Origin of the sequence: uncultured Fibrobacter sp. (assembly GCF_947166265.1) — a bacterium.
Lineage (GTDB): Bacteria > Fibrobacterota > Fibrobacteria > Fibrobacterales > Fibrobacteraceae > Fibrobacter.
Window position 1 is genome coordinate 194,985 of the sequence record NZ_CAMVDO010000001.1, and the last position, 23,238, is coordinate 218,222.

20 protein-coding genes and 1 tRNA gene are annotated in these 23,238 nt (G+C 47.3%); 8 read left to right on the forward strand and 13 right to left on the reverse strand.

Translation table 11 applies throughout. The features are described 5' to 3' along the window. Positions 1-240: 240 nt before the first annotated feature. Positions 241-801, forward strand: coding sequence for a hypothetical protein (locus Q0W37_RS00770; protein WP_297697824.1), 561 nt, complete (start codon positions 241-243; stop codon positions 799-801). A gap of 94 nt (positions 802-895) precedes the next feature. Here Q0W37_RS00770 and Q0W37_RS00775 read toward each other — a convergent pair whose 3' ends face one another. The 5 genes from Q0W37_RS00775 to Q0W37_RS00795 form a co-directional block, all read right to left on the reverse strand. After that, positions 896-1,774 carry a BspA family leucine-rich repeat surface protein gene (locus tag Q0W37_RS00775; protein WP_297697825.1) on the reverse strand — a complete coding sequence of 293 codons (879 nt, stop codon included), beginning with the start codon at positions 1,772-1,774 and terminating at the stop codon, positions 896-898. 326 nt (positions 1,775-2,100) lie between these two features. Continuing rightward, entirely contained in the window at positions 2,101-3,327 is a 1,227-nt protein-coding gene (locus tag Q0W37_RS00780) for a hypothetical protein (protein ID WP_297697826.1), read from the reverse strand. 32 nt (positions 3,328-3,359) lie between these two features. Further along, positions 3,360-4,814, reverse strand: a complete 1,455-nt coding sequence (locus tag Q0W37_RS00785) for a hypothetical protein (RefSeq protein ID WP_297697827.1) — start codon at positions 4,812-4,814, stop codon at positions 3,360-3,362. 44 nt (positions 4,815-4,858) lie between these two features. Beyond that, a complete protein-coding gene (locus Q0W37_RS00790) occupies positions 4,859-6,547 on the reverse strand; it encodes a hypothetical protein (RefSeq protein WP_297697829.1) in 1,689 nt (562 codons plus the stop codon). 72 nt (positions 6,548-6,619) lie between these two features. Next, positions 6,620-7,636, reverse strand: a complete 1,017-nt coding sequence (locus Q0W37_RS00795) for an FISUMP domain-containing protein (protein WP_297697831.1) — start codon at positions 7,634-7,636, stop codon at positions 6,620-6,622. Positions 7,637-7,838: 202 nt separating this feature from the next. Here Q0W37_RS00795 and Q0W37_RS00800 point away from each other — a divergent pair, with 202 nt between their 5' ends. Next, entirely contained in the window at positions 7,839-8,657 is an 819-nt protein-coding gene (locus tag Q0W37_RS00800) for an ADP-ribosylglycohydrolase family protein (RefSeq protein ID WP_297697833.1), read from the forward strand. Positions 8,658-8,790: 133 nt separating this feature from the next. Here the strand turns inward: Q0W37_RS00800 and Q0W37_RS00805 are convergent, their stop codons facing one another. Further along, positions 8,791-9,915, reverse strand: a complete 1,125-nt coding sequence (locus Q0W37_RS00805) for a hypothetical protein (RefSeq protein WP_297697835.1) — start codon at positions 9,913-9,915, stop codon at positions 8,791-8,793. A 91-nt stretch (positions 9,916-10,006) separates the two neighbouring features. On the opposite strand from Q0W37_RS00805, the gene Q0W37_RS00810 reads away from it, so the two are divergent. Beyond that, entirely contained in the window at positions 10,007-10,948 is a 942-nt protein-coding gene (locus Q0W37_RS00810; RefSeq protein ID WP_297697837.1) for a bifunctional oligoribonuclease/PAP phosphatase NrnA, read from the forward strand. 35 nt (positions 10,949-10,983) lie between these two features. On the opposite strand, the gene Q0W37_RS00815 is transcribed toward Q0W37_RS00810, so the two are convergent. Both Q0W37_RS00815 and Q0W37_RS00820 read right to left on the reverse strand, forming a co-directional pair. Further along, positions 10,984-11,649, reverse strand: a complete 666-nt coding sequence (locus tag Q0W37_RS00815) for a LysE family translocator (protein WP_297697839.1) — start codon at positions 11,647-11,649, stop codon at positions 10,984-10,986. A gap of 85 nt (positions 11,650-11,734) precedes the next feature. After that, positions 11,735-12,250 carry a hypothetical protein gene (locus Q0W37_RS00820; protein ID WP_297697841.1) on the reverse strand — a complete coding sequence of 172 codons (516 nt, stop codon included), beginning with the start codon at positions 12,248-12,250 and terminating at the stop codon, positions 11,735-11,737. 161 nt (positions 12,251-12,411) lie between these two features. On the opposite strand from Q0W37_RS00820, the gene mraY reads away from it, so the two are divergent. Further along, complete coding sequence (gene mraY, locus Q0W37_RS00825) at positions 12,412-13,560, forward strand: phospho-N-acetylmuramoyl-pentapeptide-transferase (protein ID WP_297697843.1); 1,149 nt, start codon at positions 12,412-12,414, stop codon at positions 13,558-13,560. Between the two features lie 294 nt (positions 13,561-13,854). Here mraY and Q0W37_RS00830 read toward each other — a convergent pair whose 3' ends face one another. After that, positions 13,855-15,474 carry a hypothetical protein gene (locus tag Q0W37_RS00830; protein ID WP_297697845.1) on the reverse strand — a complete coding sequence of 540 codons (1,620 nt, stop codon included), beginning with the start codon at positions 15,472-15,474 and terminating at the stop codon, positions 13,855-13,857. An 11-nt stretch (positions 15,475-15,485) separates the two neighbouring features. Then, positions 15,486-16,385, reverse strand: a complete 900-nt coding sequence (locus Q0W37_RS00835) for a hypothetical protein (RefSeq protein ID WP_297697847.1) — start codon at positions 16,383-16,385, stop codon at positions 15,486-15,488. Between the two features lie 93 nt (positions 16,386-16,478). Here Q0W37_RS00835 and Q0W37_RS00840 point away from each other — a divergent pair, with 93 nt between their 5' ends. Then, the gene (locus Q0W37_RS00840; RefSeq protein ID WP_297697849.1) at positions 16,479-17,816 is read left to right on the forward strand and encodes a UTP--glucose-1-phosphate uridylyltransferase; all 1,338 of its coding nucleotides are present in this window, start codon (positions 16,479-16,481) and stop codon (positions 17,814-17,816) included. Continuing rightward, positions 17,803-18,696: a lauroyl acyltransferase gene (locus Q0W37_RS00845; protein WP_297697851.1), complete on the forward strand. Its 894-nt coding sequence runs from the start codon at positions 17,803-17,805 to the stop codon at positions 18,694-18,696. The genes Q0W37_RS00840 and Q0W37_RS00845 overlap by 14 nt, the downstream gene beginning before the upstream one ends. 36 nt (positions 18,697-18,732) lie before the next feature. Here the strand turns inward: Q0W37_RS00845 and Q0W37_RS00850 are convergent, their stop codons facing one another. Both Q0W37_RS00850 and Q0W37_RS00855 read right to left on the reverse strand, forming a co-directional pair. Next, entirely contained in the window at positions 18,733-19,587 is an 855-nt protein-coding gene (locus Q0W37_RS00850; protein WP_297697853.1) for a transporter substrate-binding domain-containing protein, read from the reverse strand. A gap of 8 nt (positions 19,588-19,595) precedes the next feature. Beyond that, the gene (locus Q0W37_RS00855; protein WP_297697855.1) at positions 19,596-20,345 is read right to left on the reverse strand and encodes a transporter substrate-binding domain-containing protein; all 750 of its coding nucleotides are present in this window, start codon (positions 20,343-20,345) and stop codon (positions 19,596-19,598) included. Between the two features lie 404 nt (positions 20,346-20,749). Between Q0W37_RS00855 and Q0W37_RS00860 the strand changes: the two genes are divergently transcribed. Together Q0W37_RS00860 and Q0W37_RS00865 are read left to right on the forward strand one after the other, a co-directional pair. Next, positions 20,750-21,220, forward strand: coding sequence for a Smr/MutS family protein (locus Q0W37_RS00860; protein WP_297697857.1), 471 nt, complete (start codon positions 20,750-20,752; stop codon positions 21,218-21,220). A gap of 80 nt (positions 21,221-21,300) precedes the next feature. After that, positions 21,301-21,374 (forward strand) — tRNA-Pro (locus tag Q0W37_RS00865). A gap of 553 nt (positions 21,375-21,927) precedes the next feature. Here the strand turns inward: Q0W37_RS00865 and Q0W37_RS00870 are convergent. Next, entirely contained in the window at positions 21,928-23,238 is a 1,311-nt protein-coding gene (locus Q0W37_RS00870) for a sugar MFS transporter (RefSeq protein WP_297697859.1), read from the reverse strand.

Below are 23,238 nucleotides of genomic sequence, written 5' to 3' on the forward strand. Positions count from 1 at the left end.
TGAAAAAATTTTTGAGAGTTATAAGGGGTTTTGAGTAGATATAGTGGTAAAACCCCGAAATTTTCAAATTTCAGACAAATTAAAAAGCGGCGATTTTTATTAAAAAATTAAAATACCAAACCCATAAGCTAGATAAATATAGTAAAAATTGCCATATTTGTAAAGGGGGCTAATTGTCAGGAATTGTCATTTAGACAAAATCTCCATTTATAACGATATAGAAAAAAAATGGAGATTATTATGAATTCCTGTACAGTCATCTTTTCTAACATGGGCGACACAGACACTCTGGTTCTCAAGCACATCTGGGAAGGGCTCCCGAATGTGAAAGTCATTGAGGTCAACAACCACAATGGTCCCTGGGCCAAAAAAGTGGATTCCGCCATTCTCGCCGAAAAAGACACACTTATATTATGCGGCCACGGCTACCCCAGCGGACTCCTGTCGCCGCAAATGCACGGCGAACAGTTTCTCGTTTCCGAAAGGAACGTGCGCTACATCAAGGCGAAACACGTCATCGGAATCTGGTGTTACGCATCGTCGTTCGCCAAGAGTGTCAACCTGAACGGATTTTTCTCGTCGATGTTCATCAGCAACCCCATCGAGGCGCACATCAATGGTTGCACCCGCTCCGATGCGGCAACCATCACCCGCGAAGAAATTCTGTTCGGCCAGCGTCTGAACCAACTCATCGCAAGCGACACTCCCATGGGCGAATGGAAGGACAAACTGATCGAACAGGCCGATATGAACATCGATATCGTGAAGTTTAATTACAAGGGACTGACATACTTGGGGTAAAACTCCCCTGCAACATTCCGGCCTGAACAGCCGGAATAAAAAAAGCCCGCTGGAATGAACGCCAGCGGTTTTTTAGTATTATATATAATGTTAGTTAAAAATCATAATCACTGCCGAACATATACTCTTTACTAACCACTTTCGACATATTCCACTTGCTGATGTCACCCTTGTAATGTGAATTATAGAACATAGATCTCATACTTGTCACGTTCGACACATCCCACTGGCTGATGTCGCCTTCAAATACAGAGTCATAAAACATCAAACTCATATCCGTTACCTTAGATACATCCCACTTGCTGATGTCGCCATTGAACGCGGACGTACCAAACATTTCCTTCATATTCTCCACATTCGACACATCCCACTTACTGATATCGCCGTTGAAAATAGATTCAGAAAACATCAGATTCATATCCGTCACCTTAGATACATTCCACTGACTGATATCACCGTTAAAACGCGAACTTTCAAACATTGACGCCATGTACATTACATTCGACACATCCCACTTGCTAATGTCTCCATGGAACCTGGTGTACATAAACATTCTATCCATAACCAACACGTTTGACACATTCCATTGGCTAACGTCACCATCAAACATAGAACTGCAGAACATGCCGTTCATACTTTGTACACTGGATACATCCCACTTGCTAATATCGCCATTGAATCGAGAATGGCTGAACAATCCGAACATATTCTCCACGTTGGACACGTCCCACCGGCTAATGTCACCATTGAACATGCTCCTCTTTTCCGCCTTTCTATTTAGCTCAGCAAAATCAACTGGGCCAACATCTTCATCACGGTCATAACAACCGAGCACAGGATCGAACAACCCGCTCATGTCCGTCACCTGCGATACGTCAATAAAATTCAAATCGCATTCGGGACCATTTTCTTCAACAGCCTTGTCGATGAGTTGAATGAGATGCTTTCTATCGCGAGCGATAACCTTAACCATAGTGCGACTCCTTTTTTTGAATTTTTTTTGGAAAAAAGATTGAAATTTGGGGGATACAGTGAAAAACTCGAAAAATCCTAAAATTTTTCTCTAACAAAAACCAACAATTTATATTAAACAATTAAAAAATCAAACTCATAAAAGCCGAGCAAATATAGTAAAAAAAGCCATATTTGTAAAGTCAGAATTTGACATTAGAAAAGCCCCCTCAGAGAGGGGGCTAAAGGTTGCCAAATTGAATTCAATTAAACATCCATAAATTCTACATCAGAAAAAATTTCAAATTTAGATTTTCTCGAAGCCGGATTGCCTACATCATTATTATCTTATTTCTGTTCATCTGAATTGTACCCAACCTTCAAAACAGCCATGATTCCGTTCAGATGGGACTGAACCCTAGTTGAAATACCCGACTTAGCCTCATCCGGGATATTCCATTTGAGCAAGGCATCGTCCAACAGCCCCTGCATTGCATCGAAGATACATGACAAAACGAATTCACTTGACCTATCGGGAAAAACATTACGCATCAAACCAAGAAGGTTTAAGATATAATGGACGTCTTTTGCTTGGAATCCCACTTCGGGGTCTCTTTTGGAAAGTATTTTCCAATAGTTCAACCCTATCCGAGGCCACCCCGTCAACGTTCCATAGAATTCATCAATCCCTTCGGAGAAGGTATGCTTATAATACCTTTCATCATTAATCGCAACACCAACTGCGAAATGGAACAAAAGAACACTAGATAGAACAAAGTGACGACCGGGCTTTGCTTCGGACAAAGCCAAGTTCCTTTTTTCGGCATCAGGCCACTTTTCAGTCCGTTCATAATCATCGATGCCGAACCACCCTTTTTCCCTATCCTCAAAGATATTCTTAATATCTTCTTTGTATTCATGCTGCAAATAATCCTCAATAACGGGGGTCTTTGTATTTAACAAAATAGACAGCATTTTTTGAGTATTTTCATTTGCACAGTCGACGATACGTGATTTTACATCATTGGAAATGTCTAGGCGGAACAGTTCTTCTTGTAGCAATCTCTGCAACACATCAAAGATACTTGCGAGTTGAAACCGGTAATTAAGAAAAGGGATCACCAGACCATAACGATCCAAGAGTTCATTCAAGCCATCGAGCTTTTTCTGTGAATATTTTGCCGAAAATTCTTGCCATATATCCAAACCAAAATCAGGCCATCCTGAATGGTCAAGAAATTCTTGAAATTTGTCAGAGTCCATGAACTCTTCATATGCGGCTTCATTGGGAGATTTATAACCGTTGTGGTTCATATCGTCCTTAATCGTGATGTAGGCCATCAACTGATACAGGAAAATGCTTGAAAAGACGAAATGCCTCAGCGGATCAGTTTCAGCACGATTATCAATTTTAGATTTCGCATCAGCGGCATTAAAATCACGCAGCCAAGGGCAGCGTCCATTTTCATATTCATAATCCTTCTGGAATATGAAGCGGAGATCGTCCATGTACTCGTTGCGCAGATAGTTCTGAATATAATCCCTGGTTAATTGTTCTAGGTAATTTTGATTCATTTTTGCCCTTCTTTCCGTTGTTCAGTCCCTTACTAGTTCTTTCCTTTCTTAGAATTTTCGCGCTGATCCATCAAAACGTAATGCAAATCCAAAGTATTCAAATCATTCAGAATTGCATTACGCATTTTTTTCGAACACAATTCACTAGAATACTTTTTCAGCAAGTCGTTTTTCCAAGTTCGTTCGGCCCTAGGATTCAACTTTGTTGCAGTAGCCCTTTCAAATTCATGATAGATTTGCGTCATTTCTCTAAAGGCAGGCAATTCATTCTTATGTTTTTTCATTTTTTCTGCCAAAGAGACTATATGATCTATAGAAATATCACCCTTATATTGAGTACGAAGAGGAACAACCTTTTTTCCATCCGCATTATAAGTATACAATTCAAATACTTTTGAATTTTTCAAGACAACCATTACGCGTTTATCGTTCAAGAAGCACATTTTCTCAACATCTTCAAAACGATAGGCTTCGTCTTTTCCCAATACGACCATATCACGCAATCCAGACACCATCCATTCATTAAACGCTTTGTCTTTCGCCTTATGGAATATGGCCGTAATCAATCTAACTGGAAACAGCAAATCAACACTTGCTGGGTAATAACGACTCTGCGTTTTCAAACGGTTCTTAAAAATATTAAACAGTTCTTTCTGAGAGAACTCTTCAAGGACACCATCTGCCGTGCTTATCTCTCTTGAAACACGTACTTTCTTTTCTTTAGTAATCTTTTGCGGAGTAACTTCAGGATATGTTATTTCCTTTACACTTTTCGTTCGTTTCTCATCAGTTTCATATCCTTCGACATCAAATTCTTCATTCAAGAACGAATCGAACTGATTAAAACCGCTGCCAATATCAGTCCACTTTTTACGATTTACCTGTTTTTGCTCATTTATAAAAACAATAACATCAACATATGCTTTTGATATATCCTTTTTCGACTTACTTTTGTATGCGGAAATAACATTTTCAAAAGAACCCGATCCATTTTTTTCATTATAGCCATCGTGCAACTGATTTATATAGGAGCGATACGATGCTATAGAAGCCGCAGTTGACAGGATTTCTTTTTCATCAAGCCAGACGCCAAAGGCTTTCTTCAAATACTCAAAGTCAACTACATCATTCTTATCAATTGCCTTAACGGTCGCGGAAGACTTTGATTTGGGATTGGAAGTCACCTTATTTGATGAGCCCTTCTTAAAATCCATATACGACTTCGCTGCACTTTTTAAAGAAGCCAAAATTTTGCGAATACTTCCATTCACAATTAATCCTCGAGGCGCCGGACGAGAATGCCGCTCATCATCTGCAGAATACTTCAGTTTTTCCAACAGACTTGTTCCCTGATCAGTTATAAATTCTTTATCCAGATCAAGCTTTAACTCACTCTCAATCTTTCCACAGCGAGACAAGACACTAGAGACAACTCGACTGTTATGTCCTTTGCTTTCAAGCCACTTTTTAAACTGATTTTCCTGCATGGTATTTTCCTTTTTGTTTTATAATTCTAAATCATATTCAAAATTTATCCCTGGAAAGCAGCCTGTTTCCAGTCGTCAGATTCATCATCACCGGCATACAGAGCCTTGTACGTGTTGATGAACAGCCTAAAGTTGAGTGATTTGCCTTCCATCCGCGGGTCGTTCAGGAATTCCTTGGAACTAATCCAGTCAAAAACCTTCTTTTTCTTTGCTTTGTCGGAGATGTCGCGCCCAGCAGCATCGGTTATCTTGAAATTATTCAAAAGGCCTTTTAGCCTATCCAAAATTTCGGAATTTGTGAGCAGGACCTCTATTGACGTAGCTCGGGTTACAAGAGCTTCATCCAATTTCTTGATTTCACTCTTTTTCATATTCGAGATAATGATTACCGAGCCATTGAAGAAGAAATGGTTTGGCATTCCCATGCGACCATCATGCTTCTTAGACCAACGTTCCAAGCATTCGGCAACTTCATCATTATCCATGCAATCTGTCGTATCTACAACATCCTTGCTATCGGAACCCCAAAACACTTCGCGGACGTCGTCGGAATCCAAGGCGCTCTTGAGCACGGAACGCCCCTCCACATTCTGCAAAACGGAATCACAGTCGTCAAATACGCAAATTTTGTTCTGATTCTTGTAAAGAAACTTATAGACATTAATCGGCGTACACTTCGTCTTCAGGATATTGTAATCCACCGGGCGCTTATGGCCATAGGCCTCCAGCACACTGCTGACCGCATAGGTCTTGCCGATTCCGCCATTTCCCGAAATAAACAAAGCCTTTCCAATACCCTTAGCAATGACGGATACCGCTTTTTTCATGGCGTTAAAGGACTTTGAAGGATCGGCAAAGATTTCCTGTTCCGCCTTTTTGTCCAATTTGGGAAGGACTTTCTCACGAGCAGGATTCTTCTCCAGAGAAATCTTCTTGGGCGGTTCCTCAACCTCAGTGACTTCCTGAACCTTTGCCTTTTTTGACTTGCTCGAACTTGTCTTTTTTACAGGAACAGCCGCCTTCGGCTCCTCTTTCTTCACCTTTCGAGCAGGTTTCTCTGCTACAGCTTTTTTCGGGACCTCTTTTTTCGGTTCCTGGGTTTTCATGAATTCGGCCAACTTACGAACGGATGCACGGGCCGCACCAGACGACTGATCCCCTACATTCGCTTTCGCACCACCCGCATAATAGTCAGGTAGCACAGTTTCGGCGAGAGGCGCAAAATCGTCAAATTCCATTCGAGCCTCATTGAGAACCTTGCGTAAGCCCGTCTTATAACTGTTAAGTACATTCGGCTTAACCTGCTTGGTAAGCCACTTGAAGAATTTCTTTTGCAATGAAGTTTCGGTCATTAGAACACGGGGTAGCCTGCGAACTGGCCGAGGTTGTTCTACTACATCCCCAACATCTTCGGAGGTCTCCGTTTCTTCGTCAGAGTCATCTTCCGGTTCGTATTCTCCGGCATGCGTAGATGATTTAGTTCTACCATTCTTTTGCGAAGACATTTCTGCCAACAGAGCGTCGATGTCGCCTTCGAACAGTTCAACATCGGCCGGAGCATGATACTGGCCTGTTGCCTTAAGATACTTGTATATTTTGAGGTGATCCTTTATTTTAGATTCCGACCAGTATGTTTTTAGCTCTTTCCAAAGCACTTTGTAAATACTCGAAATATCCTTGCCAGCTTCATACAAAGCCACAATCGCCTCAACAGGCCCCGAAAAATCACTCATAGCAAATAACCTTCATCCTTAGAAAACTTATAAAGAAGGGGCGAATTTATCGCCCCTATATCTTGGCAGATATTAATCAGCGTTCTTGATACAACGGAGGAAATAGTGATTCGACTTGTTTTCCAACGAGGGACGATTTTCCCAACCAGTCGTAATAAAAACAACTGCAGAATCAGAGCCGGTTTCATTCACAGTCCACAACCACACTGGACGTGAGACTGAATCGTCTTCTTCATATGGAACACCATCCTCAAACAAGCCGCCCATCAATTTTTCAGCATCTTCTTCGAGCTTCGCCATCTTATTCTTTATATTTTCTTTTAACACCATAAATTCCGAAACAGATGGAATATGCCACCCTATCGGGGCGATGCCCTGATATTTAGTCCCCTTGAACGGATCATTGGAGTTCCAGGAAGATTCGTATCCTTCAGTTACCATTTTATCATAAAGCGGCAATGCAATCTTGTTCATGCAACTAGGCATATTCATCACAGCTGCCCATGTGTATTTCAAGGATTCACCCTCTTTTAGGAATCTTTCAGGAAGACCATCATCCAAATTTTCAAGGTTCCCTTCTACTGTAGCCCATCCTCCTTCAAATCGCAAATTTTCAGCCATCCAAACTTGGTTGCCGATTTTAAAGCATTTGTATTTTTGTCCATCGCGAATGTCCGTAAACATGCCAAACTGGGGTTTGCCTTCTACTGCAGGTTCCCAGTCAATATCAGAAGAAGTCTTCGCTGTTTCGTGAACAAACTTATCAGCATTTTTCTGCTTTATTCGCGCTTCATTATTTTTCAACCATGCTTTTACATTACTCAATGAGCCGTCATACCACTGGGATGTCATCAAGTAAACCTTCCCATCAGGGCGTTTTATTGGTGCAGATTGATAATACCTAATTTTTTGATTATCTTCATTAACTTCTGACTGCAATTTCAGAAAAGGAATTGTGTCAGCCTCACTTCTAAGCCCAAAAATTCTTCTCGCATTCTCTGCGTCAAGCAGTTTTGCAAACTCAGCATCATCCAACTTTGCAACTGCCGGAATTAAATCATTTTGAACTAGTTTGCCAATTTTTTCCATTTTATCTCCTATGGTTATAAATTCCTTCACTAATATACATTTTTTTTACAAAAACAATAAAAATTCTTTTTCTTCCCCTAAAAGCCTTCTTTTATATCGCAAAAAAAGCGAGTTTAGTCAAAAAGTAATGCACTCATCCCCCTCCCCTTTACAAAATCCCCATAAAAAGCGATATTATAGGAGTAAAAAAATAGGAGAATTTATGATAGGTGCAATTATCGGTGATACGGTGGGGTCGATTTACGAGTTTGACAACATCAAGACGAAAGATTTTGAGCTGATCAAGGACGGCATTTCGCCCACAGACGACAGCATTTTGACATTCGCGACGGCGGATTGGATTATGCGCGGGGGCGAAGCATGGAAATACTATGTGGCATACGCGAGCAAGTACGATTGTCCGGTTGGCGGATACGGCGGCAGTTTCACCAGGTATGTCATCGATGCCCGCGCTACGGGACAGGGCAAGCCCTACGACAGTTGCGGTAACGGTTCTGCGATGCGCATCTCGCCGGTGGGTTGGGCATTCAACACTAAAGAAGAAATTCTTGCCAAGGCGAAGGAATCCGCGGAATGTACGCACAATCACCCCGAAGGCATCAAGGGTGCGCAGGCGACGGCACTTGCCATTTTTATGGCACGCAAGGGAGCTAGCAAAGACGAAATCAAGACGACCATGGAAAGCGAATTCGGCTACGATTTGAATTTTACGCTAGACGAGCTGCGTCCAGAATACAGTTGGGCTTACCCCGGAGCGGCCCTTTGCCAAGGAACAGTCCCGCAGGCGATCCGCTGCGTACTCGAAGCCACGGACTACGAAGACGCCATCCGCAACGCCGTTTCACTCGGCGGGGACAGCGACACTCTCGCCTGCATCGCAGGGGGAATCGCAGAACCCGTGTTCGGCGTTCCGAAAAAATTGTATACCATCGGGATGAATATTTTAAAGCATTACTTCCCGGAGCCGCACAAGCTCGTGATCGATTTTGAGAAGAAATTCGGGAACCGAATTCTAGAATAAATGCAACTTTTTCGCAAGAAGGGAGATCCCCGCCTGCGCGGGGATGACAAACAAGAAAAGAGGGGATGACATTCAAGAATACGGTGATGACATTTAAAGAGCGCGGGGATGACACGCAGCCGAGCGAGCAGCGTTACTCGAACATCATGCCTTCGTCTTCATCGCTTTCGCCGTCGTCGTAGTCATCCATAGACTTGTCGCCGCCGGGGACGATGATAAGGCCGAGCGTCACGGGGTCGCCCTTCATGTTCAAGTAGGCTTCGAGCCACAAGTTCGTGGAAAGGCGGAGCAAGCGCAGGTCGAGCATAGTGCCGCCCTTGTGGATGCTTTTCGGATTCAGGTTAAAGAAAAGGAACTTCTTGTTAATGTACTCGAAGCGGTCGTTTTCGTAGTTAATCGCCCAGTCAGAATTGCCGTCGTTTTCCTGACGGTAGGTGCAGCGGTCATTGTCGATGTCACATTCGAAACTTGCACTTTCGTGGTAGCGTTTGTTCCATTCGCGGCTAAAGGCGCAGCTCTGCACGCGGCCCGCCCCGTTGCGTTGCTTGTTCAGCTGGTCGTTGATAACCACGTAGTCCATCTTCTGATTTTTCACCTGTTCGTAGACATTCATCAAGATGATGTACGCTTCGATATCCTTGGGGCATTTTCCCGTCAGGTTCACGTCCTCGTGGGCTTTCAGGAGTGTCTGCTGCAGGTCTATGTCAATGGCATCGGGAATTTCGCTTTCCTTAATCTTGTCGAGCACCTTCTTGGGCGGGACAAAGACTACCTTGTCGCCTTTCTTGATGGCATAACCGAGCTGGTCGCGCACGTAATCCAAGCACTGCTGCACGTGAATATGCACCGTATTGGATCCGCCCGACACAAAGTCCACGCCAAAGCGCACATTCCATTCGCCAGCGGTGTTGCCGACATTCTTGTCGATTTCGCAGAAGGGATCTTCGCGGATACCGTCGATAAACACGACCTTCGCATTGAGTTTCGTCACAAGCGATTCTTCTTTATCGATGACGCCCCCCAAGCTCCAGAAGTTCGGATTCAGGCGAAGTACTTCGGCAAAGGCCTTGTCGCCATCGAGCGCAGGGAGCAAGGAATCGTTGCGGGCATTCTTTTCCTTGAGGAGTTCGGAATATTCCGTGGTTACGGTCATGTTGCTAAAACCATTACGTGCCTGCGGAGCGGGAAACGCAAACGCAAGCGACGTCGCAAACAGGCTAAAAGCCGAGACAAGAGCAAATAGGGAAAAACGTTTCATCACCGTATAAAATACAAAAAATGATCGAGCATAGAGATCGCCGCGCGGAGTTTAGTTTACTATATTCCCTTACATGACAATCGAAGATTTTTTGAAAGAAGCCAAAACCGTAGCTATTTTCGGACATGTTCGCCCGGACGGCGACTGCGTAGGTTCCACTACGGGAATCTACAACTACATCCAGGACAACTATCCGAGCATTCATGCGGACCTGTACCTCGAAAACTTTCCCGAAAGTTACAAGATTTTACGCGGGGCAAGCGACGCCAAGCCTCTCTACACCTCCGAAAATAACGCAGGCCTCCCCTATGACCTCGTATTCCTAATGGATACGCCGAGTTTCGAGCGCGTGGGTGCAAACGGAGCCGAATGCCTGCAGACCGCCAAGAAGAGCATCAATATCGACCACCACATTTCTAACCCGCTGAACCTCTGCACCCTGAACCTAGTAGAACCCGAGGCAAGTTCCGCAAGCGAAGTCCTGTACGTGAACCTCGACAAGGAAAAAGTCAGCCGCGAGACCGCCAATTCCCTGTACCTCGGGATTGTGCACGACACGGGCGCCTTCAAGTTCAGCTGTACCGGCAAGCGCACCATGCAGGTGGTCGGCGACTTGATCGAAAAGGGAATCGACTTTGCGAAAATCGTCAACGAGACGTACTACACGCGCACCTACAAGCAGACGCTCGTGACCGGATTCGTAATGGAAAACTGCAAGCTCGGGCTCGGCGGTAAAGTGGTCTACGCCCACATCACCCCCGAAGACATGCAGCGTTTCGACGTGACGCCGGTGGAACTGTCCAACGTCATCGACACCATCCGCGAAGTCGGCGGCACCGAAGTGGCCTTGTTCCTCTACCCCGTCAACGGCAAGTATAAGATTAGCCTGCGCAGCAACTACATCGTGGACGTGAACGCCATCGCACGTGAATTCGGCGGAGGCGGCCACACCCGTGCCGCCGGCGGTGACACCAACGACACCCCCGAAGCGGCGATTGAAAAGATTCTTGGGCTAATCGAAAAGCAACTTTAGATCGCTTCGGGGTTTCACCCCTCGCGATGACGTTATTAAAACAAGAACAGCGCAATAGCGAGGGCAATAAACACGCAGCCGCTAAACCAGTTGATGTTGCGGTTCGCCTTTGGTGAATTTCGCAGGAATTTCTTGACGGAACCCGCCAACACCGCCACCGTGCCAAAAACAATCAACGTTGCCAAAATGAATTCCGCCCCCAAAATGGCCGTCTGCAGGCTCGGATGAATCGGACGTTCCGTCTTGACGGCAGGCGGAATGAACGACAGCAAGAAAAGCACCGCTTTCGGATTCGTGAGATTCATGACAATGCCGCGAAGGTAGAGCTTTTTAAAGCTAATTTCATTCGCAATCGCATCCCTGGATTCCGTCACTTCGCCATTCTGGCTCGTTCCAGAATGACAAATTTCCTCGTCCAATTTCACCACCCCCGTACGTACCCGAAAACTCTTGTAGGCTAGGTAAAGCAGGTACGCCGCACCAAGGCACTGCATCACGAAAAAGGCCCTCGGACTCGCGGCAATCAGGGCAGACACGCCAGCAACCAACAGACAAATCTGCACGACAATTCCCGAGCAAAGCCCTAAAATGATGCAAAAGCCAGCCCGCACCCCATGCGTCGCACTTTGCGCAAGCACAAACAAATTATCTGGACCGGGAGCAACGCCCACCACCAGCGCCGCTATAAAGAATTCAAGCATAGTAATCAGTTGGCTGAGCCTAGAGATCCTTCGACTACGCCCCTACGGGGCTCCGCTCAGGATGACACCGTGTGTCTGTTTTAAACTACAATTTCTCTAAGAAACTGTCGACGTCAAGTTCGTCAAGGTCTTTCTGCAAATCGGCAAGCGCATCGTCAGAAATCGACTCGGCATCCTTTCTCGATTCAGCATCGCCACTGGGTCGCTGAGGTATACCTTCCGCCATATTCGCCGAGAGGTTTTCTGCAGCGCTTTCAAATTCCGAGGGAGCAGAACCTTCGCGCGGACTAGGCAGACTGTCGCTTTTTTCCAGGGCGCGTTCTTCCGCCAAGGATTCCGACGCATCGACCATTTTCTTGAGAGCCTCTGCCACGGCACCCATCGCACCGCCATTGCTGACAACGGCGTCAATGGCACGGCTGAGTTTCTTGCGGAGTCCGGCAAATTCTTCACGATCGAGTTCCGCGACCTCTCCATGATAGTACATCAAGGGCGTCTTGCAGCGGGCGCAGCAAAACACCATCATGTTCGCGCCATCTCCCTGGATTTGCGCATCAAAAGATGTACCGCAGTGCGGGCAATCGATATGGAATTCACTCATACCCTATAATGTAGAAAAATTTGACTACCCAAAGCCAAGCATACCACAATATTTTATCTTTACGCCGTCCATCGCGCTTTGTGTACTTTTACGTTTTTTGTTTATTTAGCTCAGGATGACACAACATTTTCCGACTGTCTATTTCCTACTTCTAACTCACTATGCTTTGCCAGTGGCTTTATCATTTAACCAGCATTGATCTTTTCGACGGTCGTCTGTTCCGTGCAGGTGCAGCCGCCATGCTTTCCATTATCTTAGTCATGTGCTTTATGCCGATTTACATCCGTAAGCTCCAAAGCCTTGACGCTACCAGCGACTTCGACAAGGACGGCAAATCAAAATCCCCTCCGATTATGGGAGGCCTCTTGCTCGTTGTTGTCGTCGAAATCGTTTCGCTCCTGGTCTGCAAAATGAATGGCTACACGATATCCACCCTGGTGATTCTCGCCGCGTTCTCGGCGGTGGGCGCCATCGACGATATCGCAAAGGTCAAGGCCAAGCGCCTAGTCAAGCTCGGAAAAATCAAGGCCGCCGACTATATGGACAAGGCCGACGGCATTTCCAGCAGCCTGCGCCTGTTCCTCTATTTCCTGTTCAGCCTCGTGGTCGCCATATTCTGCTACAAGTTCATCCCCGAACTCAAGGGTGACCTCACGATACCGTTCCTCCCCATCGACGTTTTCCAACTGCATCTCCCCAACTGGATTTTCGTTGCCTTCATGACGTTCGTGATTGCGGCCTCTGCCAACGGCACAAACTTTACCGACGGTCTCGACAGCCTCGTTTCGGTTCCGATTCTCACGAGCATGGTGTTTGTTGGTCTTGTCGCTTACGTGAGCGGCAACTTCATCTTCAGCCAGTACCTGAGCGTTCCGTACCTGCCCGGCTGCGACGAACTGTTCCCCCTTGCAACCGCCATTGCAGGTTCCCTACTCGCTTACCTGTGGTTTAACAGTCCTCCCGCCGAAATCTATATGGGCGATGCCGGTTCCGTGGGCTTCGGCGCTGCGATCGGCATTATGTTCATCCTGGTTCAGGCAGGGCTTTTCCTCCCCATCGTGTGCATCATCATCATTGCCGAAGCTTGCTCCGTTTTGCTCCAGATTACTTGGTTCAAAATCACCAAGAAAACATCCGGCGAAGGCAAGCGCATTTTCCTTTGCGCACCACTCCACCATCATTACCAAAAGAAGTGGGAAGGCCGTTTCCCGAGCAAGCCGCTGATGAATTCCAAGATCGTCTGGCGTATGCACCTGGTGAGCATCTTTGCCCTCATCTTCAGCATGGTGGTATTCTTCGGGATAAGGTAGGGGAAGAATCCCCCTGATTCCAGCCTCGACTCAGCCTAAGCCGCACGCTCACAGGTCCTCGCCTTCGGCTGCGGAAAGTTCGCTTAGCGGTTAGGCTTTCGCCGAGTCTTACATCACCCCCTCTCCTAGGGAACACCCCTAAAACCCCTTAAATTAGTGATAACAACAGTTTGATTAAAAATGTTAAAAGCTGCAAAAAATTGTTTGCAGCTTTTTATTTATTTCGATTTTCAAATGTCTATGGTTTTAGCATTGGGTAAATTTTGACACGGCTCGCGAAAAGCAAGCATCACATCAATATCTCTCTATTAGCACATCAGGGCATTCCACTTCGACATAATTGAGTAACGGAGAGCTCGCTGCATGCATGAAATCGGCGAGGAATAAGCACCCCTGCATAGCCTCAGTATCGTTTTCAAAGGAGCCCTTGCATTTTTCCTTAAGGCAAGAGAGCGTTTTTGTTGGATCGTAACCAGAGTCCTTTTCACAATCGCCTAGAAGACCGCCATATTTCATCCCCTGAGCCCCCCAACCCATGCTAGAGCAACCTTCGAAGAACTCCCCCATTCCTCCTCCTGGAATCTTGATATCAAATTGGCCTTGAGTAATGCTAAAGTCTGTTGTCATGACGATAAGTTTCTTATCTGCAATGGCTTTATGATTAGCATCAGTGGAGTATTTACCCGCACCATTAAAAGTAAGCTGATAGCATTTACCGCAGGCACCTCCATCGATTTCAGAAACAGCGGCAAAAGCAAATCCAATTCCTTCACAGCCATCAATCGTAAACGGGCTTTGGCTCATGCAAGTCATTTGATTGCCACCTTCACAAACACTAAGTTCATTCCAATTCGTATTTGGAGTCCTACCCTTGTCAGTACATTGTTTTGAATTGTAGCTAGTTACTTCTGGCCAAGAGCAAGTAGGTTTGCAGCAGTCCCAATAACGGCTAGCAAAGCCACTACCTCTCGCACCATTTTTTTTCACAGTGATATTTGGACAGGTAGATGGCCCCGAGGCCGTCGCAGTTACAGTCGGACATATCACATCAACAACAGTGCTGTCGGCATTCATAACTTTAAGAGTCGGCGTTTGCGTCTCACCCTTTGCTGTGAAGGTGTGGGTAAAAGACATGCCTGTTTCAGAGTCATTCCAAACATAGTCGGTAATTTTTGATGCAGATGTACACCCCGACACCGTCCAAACCGCATTCGGTTGTGCGGCATAGTCAATCTCCGCAGCAGAAGTCGAGCATTCACAATATGAGATTGGATCACCGTTCACCAGCAGCGGAGAACATTCTATCACTGATTGTTTCAAGCCCATTGTCACGGTCAACAACGCTAGGTGCTTACCCGATGTTGCATAGGTGACCGGAGAAGAGGTCATGCCCGTACCATCACCGTCGCTACCGAAATTCCATGAATAGGATGCGCCAAGGAAATCCTGCATCGAACCTTCCGACAAATTCGGGGTAAAGTTCCACGCAACAGAACCGTTCTTCTCTATCGTTGCCTTAGCCGGAGCACAACTACCAAGACCCGTCACAACCACAGCTGCAGAAGAAGAACTTACCGGGTCAGTTCTTCCTACCGAAGACGAGGAACTTTTAATCACCCAACCGGCACTACTCTTGGGAATCGCTATTTCACTGCTACTATTCACCAATGATTCCGAAGAAGCTAAGTCAATATGAGAAGACGATGACGACCCTTCAACAATGAAATTACCGCGAGACGAAGAAGAAGACTTGAACAAACCCGTATTCAAAGCCTGCAATTCTTTCAATTCATCGATCTGATCGTCGATCTCATCAACGTAATCGGTGCAAGCAGCAAGCAAGGCGAAAGACGATAGACCAAAGACGAATGACAATTTCGCCCAATTCTTAATTCCAAATTTCGACTTCATCATTCCTCCGCCTCCTAGAACGCAACGCTTAGGCAAACACCAATAGCACCGACAATAGCAAGCCCTACACCCACCGTGCGAAGATTCTGCCCCGATTCAGCATCATCTCGATTTTTCTCAAGTTCACCGACAGTATCGCCACCCTTATCAGCAGCCTTTTTTGCCTGGCTATTCCCAACAACGGCAAGTACCACGCCAGTCACTGTCGCTACAGCGCTAATACCCAGCGGAAGCCAATGGATTTCGCTTGTTTCGGCAGCATCTACATTAGCAGGAACGCTTTCGCCCACTTTATCTTTTTCATCGAGTTCATCATAAGCATCTTGTGCAAGAACCCGCACAGAATCGCTTTTATTCGGTTCATTCGCTTGAGCAATCAATGTGTAAGGATTGTCTTCCGGTTCACGAACAATCGTCTCGACAGTATCTCTTTTCTCAGGAATTTCCTGTACTACAGGAACAGGTTGAGACATTTCTTTGACGATTCTGAAAAATTCAGGCGACTGTTTTTTTATCAATTCCAACAGTTCTTTCAAGTTGGTTCCCTGACCATTAAAACTTGCAACAAGTTTATTGCCAGCCGTTTCATATAGTTCCGCAGACAGCGTGAGTTCACCATCAAAGTTACCAACCCGCATTTGGCAAACAAAATCCGCAGAAATATTCTTTCCCGTTTCTACAAGGCAACTACCTTCGCAATCTTCAATCGCTTTACCCGGAGGCAACATCTGTTGGATGTTTTCTCGAGTCATAATTGTATAATTCTGGGTTGCAGGAAGTTCCTTGACGGCTTGTTCTCGCAACACATTCGTCAAATACTGACGGTCTGTTAAAGATACCGATTCTTTTGCGATGCCATCGGCCCCCGTTTCAAGGACTGCCACATGAGTTGCAAATGCTTCAGCAACTAGCATAAAGCATATAATAATAAATAGGAAAATCCTCATATAAAGAAATATAGCTTTTGTGTAAACGAAAGCCAACAATACATTTCTATATTATACAACATGAACAACGTGATCGAAACTTTGAATGCAGCGGGGCAGCAAGAACTTGCTGCGAAATTGGAATCTTTGAGCGGTGATGCCCGCAAGGCCCTGGAGCGCGACATTGCAAGCCAGGACTGGGAAGAACTGAAGGCGCTTTACACCGAAAAATCGAACGCCTCGCTCGACGATAACGTGTCGGGCGACTTGAAGCCGATGCCGTTCAAGATTGCAACCGACGACTTGCGTTACGACTTTTGGAAAGAAACCGGAGAAATACTCCTCGGCAAGGGTCAGGTGGCAGCATTCCTCGTTGCAGGCGGACAGGGTTCCCGCCTCGGATTTGACGGTCCGAAGGGCATGTTCGATATCGGCCTTCCGAGTCACAAGAGCCTGTTCCAGTTGCAGGCAGAACGCTTGCAGAACTTGGCCGCCCAGGTAGGCCACGCGATTCCGTGGTGCATCATGACAAGTCCGCTGAATCACGAAGCTACGGTCAACTTCTTTACCGATCACAACTTTTTCGGGTACGCCCGCGAAAACATTCGTTTCTTTGAGCAGGGCACAATCTGCGCCTTGACCCCCGAAGGTAAGGCCGTTATCGATAACGACCGACTGGCTCTCGTTCCCGATGGAAACGGTGGATGCTTCAGGGCGCTCGCCCAGAGCGGCACACTCGCCTGGTTAATTGAAAAGGGTGTCCGCTACGTATTCCTCTACAGCGTCGATAACGCCCTCTGCCGCATTTGCGACCCGGCTTTTATCGGAGCGCTCGCTAGCGAAGGACGCAGCATGTCGGCATCCAAGGTGGTGCACAAGGCCGGTCCGAACGAAAAGGTGGGCATTTTCGCCCTGCAAAACAACAAGCCCGGCGTGGTGGAATACAGCGACCTGCCCGAAAACTACCGCGACATGACGAACGCCGACGGGAGCCTCACTTTTGACGGAGGCAACATCGCCATTCACTTGTTCAAAATTGACGGTCTCCGCAAGTTGCAGACAAGCAAACTCCCGTGGCACACGGCCCGCAAGACCGTTTGCGGTATCGAAAAGTGCTGGAAGTTCGAGCAGTTCCTGTTCGATGCCTTTCCGCAGCTGGGCACGATGATGCCCTTTGGCGTGGTACGCGAAGAAGAATTCAGCCCGGTGAAGAACGCCGAAGGAAACGATTCCCCGAAAACGGCCCGCGAAATGATCGGCCGACTCCACCGCGAATGGCTTCGCAAGGCGCACGTCGAAGTAAATCCGAACAAGTTGTACGAAGTTTCGCCCACGTTGAGCTACGCCGGCGAAGGACTCAGCCGCCGCGTATTCGAACGCGAACTCGGAAGAAACATTCTGGAATTTGACGAAGAGTAAAACATACAAGATTCTGGTGAACGTTTTGTTGAGAGTGCCGAACATATTCTATTCGGCACTTTTTGCAGTTGCATTTCCTGTCTACAAGGCGCTCCACACCAAACGGGCGTACGGGCGCACCGAAAAGCACCTCGCAAACGCGAAGGCCTATTTAAAAGCGAACGTAACCGCACGAGACGTTTTCAAGGGAATCTTCTGGAATGCCCTCGATTCCTACCGGGGACTCGCCCGTTTCAAAAGCGTCGAACGTCGCATTGTCTACGAGAACGAAGACATTATCCGCAACGCCGTTGCGGAATGCACAAAGGCGGGCAAGCCGATTGCAGGCATCAGCATTCACCAGGGCGCATTCGAACTTTTGCACCGTAGCCTCTGCCGCTACAGCGAACACGTTCACCTGATTACCGACTCCGTAGGCGACGAAGCCTTCCGCGAAGTGCTCAAAGACCTCCGCAGCGACCCGCACCTCACCGAATACCACCCCGAAGAAACCGGCAAGCTCATTCGCGACCTGTTCAACACCAAAGGAATTCTTGCGATGGTATTCGACCAAGGCAAGAACACCAAGGGAAATTCCGTCGAACTTTTTGGACAAAGTAGCACTCTCTACCTGCGGCTGATACAGAAAGTGAATCAGATGGGGGCAGGCGTCGTGACTTTCCGCACCTGGACCGAACACTCCCCAAAGGGACGTATCGTCATCCGGTTCGAAAGCTACTATCCGCCAAGATTCGATTCCATCCAGATGCACCAGGCGCCTAGCGAATCGCAAAAAAACGAGCGCAGCGCACTCGTTTCAAGCATTGCTAAAGAAACTGAAAAGTGGATTTCCGAGCACCCCGAACAATGGAGCTGGAACTACCACGGAAACTTTCGGTAATTCAAAAATAAATTCCGTAAAGGAATTCAGGGAACCCTAACTACCGAACAGAGTGTCCTTGATGCGCTGGAAAGTCGATTCTTCGTCTTCGTCATTGCGCACCATGACGACAACTTTAGACGTTGCATAATGGTCCGTAAAGTTGATTACCTTTTCGCGTTCCTCGGTCACCGACAACGCAGCAAGTCCAATATCCGCCTTGCCCGAACGAACCGATTCTATAATATCATCGAAATCCATATCCAGAATTTCGAGCGGACGTTCCATATAGTCGGCAATGTAACGTGCTATTTCAATGTCGATTCCCACAACATGGCCGTCGCGACGGTACTCAAACGGAGGAAACTCCGCATTCGTTGCCACCTTCAAAACAGGCCCCGTTGTAGAATCCGCCTGGACACGGAAATTGCCCGAGCCACCGATATAGGAATTAAAAATCGAATCAAAGACACCCATTGCTCGCATCTGGATTAGGGCGACATTCACCGTATCGAGCAGGCCCCATTTTTCCTTAGCCACAACCCCTGCATACGATTCCTCCTTAAAGGTTTCGTTCAAAATCCGCAAGGACGGATTCTTGTCGACAAAAACCTTCGCTGGAGCGTCGTCACTCAGCACGGCATCGAGTTCACCACGGCGCAAAGCCTCTACGGCTTCTGCAAGCGTCGTAAAAACTTGAGCGTGAATTCGGCTAGAATCGTCACCGTATTCCGCCGCATACACCTCTCCCGTTGTCCCTTCGAGAACCCCGACCTTCTTATGGCTCAGGTCGTTTATCGAGAACACTCGATTCGCGGGAATTTCTGACTTGTTGCAACCCACCAGAACCCCAATTACAAGGAGGGCTGCAGAAATCAAAAGACTCTTCATTGTTAGATTTTTAGCTTTCATGTTCTCTCCTAATACCCAAACAGCATTTCCTTTATGCGCGAAAAAAATGATTTTTCCTGGCCACTACGCACAACCACAATTATCCTAGACGTTGCATAGTAATCCGTAAAGTTGATAATCTGCCGACGTTCCTCGGACACCGAAAGCGCTGAAAAGCCCAAGTCCACCTTGCCATCCCGAACAGCTCCAATAATATTCTCGAAGTCCATATCGATAATTTCTACCGGGCGTTCCAAATGCTTTGCGACATAACGAATGATTTCAACATCGATGCCCATCATTTGCTTCTTGTCATCGTAAAATACGAACGGCGGAAATTTCGCACAGGTCGCCACCTTCAGAACAGGCCCCTTGACGGATTCCTGCTTGACGCGGTATTTCTTATTTCCACCAACATAAGATGCAAAAATAGAGTCGTAAACACCCATGGCACGCAACTGGATCAGGGCAAGATTGACCGAATCAAGCAACCCCAGATTTTCTTTCGCAACAACCCCCGCATACGATTCCTCCATAAAGGATTCGTCCAATATCTGAATCGACGGGTCCTTACTAGCGACGACCTTGGCAGGGACATCGTCACTCAGAGCGGCATCGAGCGAACCCTGCTCCAGGGCCTCCACCATTTCCGAAAGCGTCGAGAAGGACTGCAATTGCATTTTGGCAGAATCTCCGCCAAAATTAGACGCATAAGCCTCGGCCGTGGTCCCCTTAATGACACCAACCCTCTTGTTTCCAAGGTCATTAACCGAAAACACCTTGTTTTCTAAAACATCGTTTTTTCCACACCCCACAAGCGCCAATGTCACTAAAAGCGCACAAAGAGTTAAAAAAAACGTTTTTACCACAATAACCTCATTATTTTATTACAATATTAGAAAGATTTTTAAAGATTTAAAGTAAAATCTATGTAAAACAACCAACACCCCCGTCAAAACGCTGAATTTTACAGAATTTCCGAAAAAAACTATCTTTATGATGTGCATGGGCGAAAGCCGGGCACGGTCGTGAGAGCGCGAACCCAGAGTAAGTACCGACTTATTTGCTGTTCGCGCGGAGCTATGTGAGCGACAAGTGCTCGGGCGAAAGCCGGGCATGGTCGCGAGAGCGCGAGCCCAGAGTAAGAACCGACTTATTTGCAGCTCGCGCGGGATTATAAATTATGTCGTTGAATCAAGAAGAAGAATTTCAGCTCGAGTGGATCAAGAACCACCACATGGAAGACAAGGACGCCCAAATGCAGAAGGAGGCTGCAGATGCCGCCGCCGAACGTCCCGCGCGGTCCCCGCGCGGGCGCAAGATGCGCCGTAATCCCAGCGCCTGGGAACTCCCCATCCCCGAAGATGAAATCGACCTCCACGGCATGACATCCGACGAGGCGGCAGAAGCCGTCGAACGGCGCATCGATGACCTGATGATTGCAGGCCTCAAGGTACTCCGGGTCATCCACGGCGGCGGAAACCCCAGCTACGGGAACGTCAAGCGGATCATCGACCGCAAGGTCCGTTCCGAATGGAGCAACCGCATCCAACTCTACAAAGTCGAACCCGACAACGCGGGTTCGAGCATCATGATACTCGGAAAACCCCGTCCAGCCCCCGAAGGACGCCCCCAAAAGGCACGCAAAAAGTAAAAAAAGAACCTTTTTTCACTTTTTTTGCTCCGTTACCCTTTAAAATTTCCGCACTTTTAGCTATAATTGGACCACCGAACCGGAATATAGCTCAGCCTGGTAGAGCGCTTGCTTCGGGAGCAAGAGGTCGTGAGTTCGAATCTCGCTATTCCGATAAGACAAAAAGACACCTTCTAGGGTGTCTTTTTTGTCTTATATGAATTTGGCGGGATTGAGAACGAACGACGAAGTCGTGAGTTCGATTACGCTCTAAGTGAATGAAGTGAAACGCAGAGCGGAAGCCTTGACCGGCAACAACGTTGCCGGCAAGCCCGAAGGGCGAAACGGGAATAACAAGACCGTTTCGGCAATCTCGCTATTCCGATAAGACAAAAAGACACCTTCTAGGGTGTCTTTTTTGTCTTATATGAATTTGGCGGGATTGAGAACGAGCGACGAAGTCGTGAGTTCGACTAACTTGCCCCATGAGCGTAGCGAATTTTGGGCAAGTTAGAGATTACGCCGCAGGCGTAACCCGAAGGGCAAAATGTGAAATGAAATGAACATTTTGTCTTATCTCGCTTTGCTGAGGAAGGTAAAAGCCGAAGCCATGCGAGGTTTTTGTCTTATCTCGCTCCACGCATCCACCACCGTTTTTCACCCCAGTACAGGCGGCCTCACTCCGTTCCACTATTTTAGCCTGTACAAACCCAATTTTCCGCGGCAATCTACAAATTTTTTCCCCGTCTCTTCACCCGAGCCACCGCCAGCTTCTTCTTTTTCGCTCGACGTCTTTCCCTGCGAAGTTTCCGACGAAGTTCCGCCATTTTCTCCACCTGCTGCAGAATATCCTTAATCCGCTCCGTCGCAAAGGCATTATGCAACTTCTTACGCGTCACATAATCCAGCAAGCAAACACAAAGCAGCAGGCAGCCTACAAACAAAGCCAAAGCAACGGGCCACACCGTTACAGAAGTCTTGCTCGCCACAAACCCAAAGGCCGCAGGCATCAGAATAGACCCCACATAAGAACCCGCCATCTGAATACTAATGGCACGCCCCGAAAGCTTTTCTCCAAAACGCGCAGGCGTCGCATGAATCAGCGACGGATACACAGGAGCGCACCCAAAACCAAGTAAGCAAATGCAAACCGGAGTAAACCAGAGCGGAAGCGGCAACACAAGCACAAAACAGCCAAGCACCACAAGCGCAATGCCCGCATGAATCAGGCGCAAGTCCGTAAACTTGATCGCAAAAAATCCACTCAGAATACGCCCGACCATGACACTTGCAAACATAAGCGAAACCGCAAGCGCTCCAATTTCAGGTTCAAAGCCTCGCGCAACCAAATAAGTACCGCACCAAAGGCTTGTGGAAATTTCAAGCGACGAATAAAAGAAGAACACCCAGAACGAAAGTTTCATTCCAGGAACCTTCAAAGCCGCGCGTAACGAAACATCAGCAGCACCGGATTCCTGCGGTGACGAATCGCGTGCTTCCGTCTTTTTCCAAACCGGAAGCGTCAAGAGCATCATCACGGCAATGAGTGCAAGCAGCAAGGCGACAAGGTAATAAGCGCCCCGCCATCCATGTTCCGTCACCACCGACAAAGACAGCAGCGCAGGCCCTAGGCAAGCGCCCACACCCCAACTCGCATGCAGCCAACTCGTATGTTTCGACTCAAGATAAATGGCCGCAAAATTGTTCAGCGATACATCAATTGCCCCGGCACCGATTCCCATGGGTACCGCCCACAGGCACATCACCCAAAAAGCACTCGAAAAGCCATAACCGACCGATGCTACCGCGGTAAGGGCGATACTCACAAAGACTAGCTTACCCGTCCCGAGAATCCGCATCAGCCCCGGTGTATGCAAACTCGAAATAATCGTCCCGGCACTCACGATAATCGACAAAAGCCCTGCCGCCGAAAGCGGAGCCTTCAAATCCAACTGCATTAAGGGCCAAGCCACCCCCAGCACCGTATCCGGGAGTCCTAGGCCAATAAAGGCCGCATAGATGACAACAAGTAAAAGCAA

Coding starts and splice junctions, on each gene's coding strand:
- Q0W37_RS00770 (WP_297697824.1), top strand. CDS start 241: ATGAATTCCTGTACAGTCATCTTTTCTAACATGGGCGACACAGACACT.
- Q0W37_RS00775 (WP_297697825.1), bottom strand. CDS start 1,774: ATGGTTAAGGTTATCGCTCGCGATAGAAAGCATCTCATTCAACTCATC.
- Q0W37_RS00780 (WP_297697826.1), bottom strand. CDS start 3,327: ATGAATCAAAATTACCTAGAACAATTAACCAGGGATTATATTCAGAAC.
- Q0W37_RS00785 (WP_297697827.1), bottom strand. CDS start 4,814: ATGCAGGAAAATCAGTTTAAAAAGTGGCTTGAAAGCAAAGGACATAAC.
- Q0W37_RS00790 (WP_297697829.1), bottom strand. CDS start 6,547: ATGAGTGATTTTTCGGGGCCTGTTGAGGCGATTGTGGCTTTGTATGAA.
- Q0W37_RS00795 (WP_297697831.1), bottom strand. CDS start 7,636: ATGGAAAAAATTGGCAAACTAGTTCAAAATGATTTAATTCCGGCAGTT.
- Q0W37_RS00800 (WP_297697833.1), top strand. CDS start 7,839: ATGATAGGTGCAATTATCGGTGATACGGTGGGGTCGATTTACGAGTTT.
- Q0W37_RS00805 (WP_297697835.1), bottom strand. CDS start 9,915: ATGAAACGTTTTTCCCTATTTGCTCTTGTCTCGGCTTTTAGCCTGTTT.
- Q0W37_RS00815 (WP_297697839.1), bottom strand. CDS start 11,649: ATGCTTGAATTCTTTATAGCGGCGCTGGTGGTGGGCGTTGCTCCCGGT.
- Q0W37_RS00820 (WP_297697841.1), bottom strand. CDS start 12,250: ATGAGTGAATTCCATATCGATTGCCCGCACTGCGGTACATCTTTTGAT.
- mraY (WP_297697843.1), top strand. CDS start 12,412: ATGCTTTGCCAGTGGCTTTATCATTTAACCAGCATTGATCTTTTCGAC.
- Q0W37_RS00830 (WP_297697845.1), bottom strand. CDS start 15,474: ATGATGAAGTCGAAATTTGGAATTAAGAATTGGGCGAAATTGTCATTC.
- Q0W37_RS00835 (WP_297697847.1), bottom strand. CDS start 16,385: ATGCTAGTTGCTGAAGCATTTGCAACTCATGTGGCAGTCCTTGAAACG.
- Q0W37_RS00840 (WP_297697849.1), top strand. CDS start 16,479: ATGAACAACGTGATCGAAACTTTGAATGCAGCGGGGCAGCAAGAACTT.
- Q0W37_RS00850 (WP_297697853.1), bottom strand. CDS start 19,587: ATGAAAGCTAAAAATCTAACAATGAAGAGTCTTTTGATTTCTGCAGCC.
- Q0W37_RS00860 (WP_297697857.1), top strand. CDS start 20,750: ATGTCGTTGAATCAAGAAGAAGAATTTCAGCTCGAGTGGATCAAGAAC.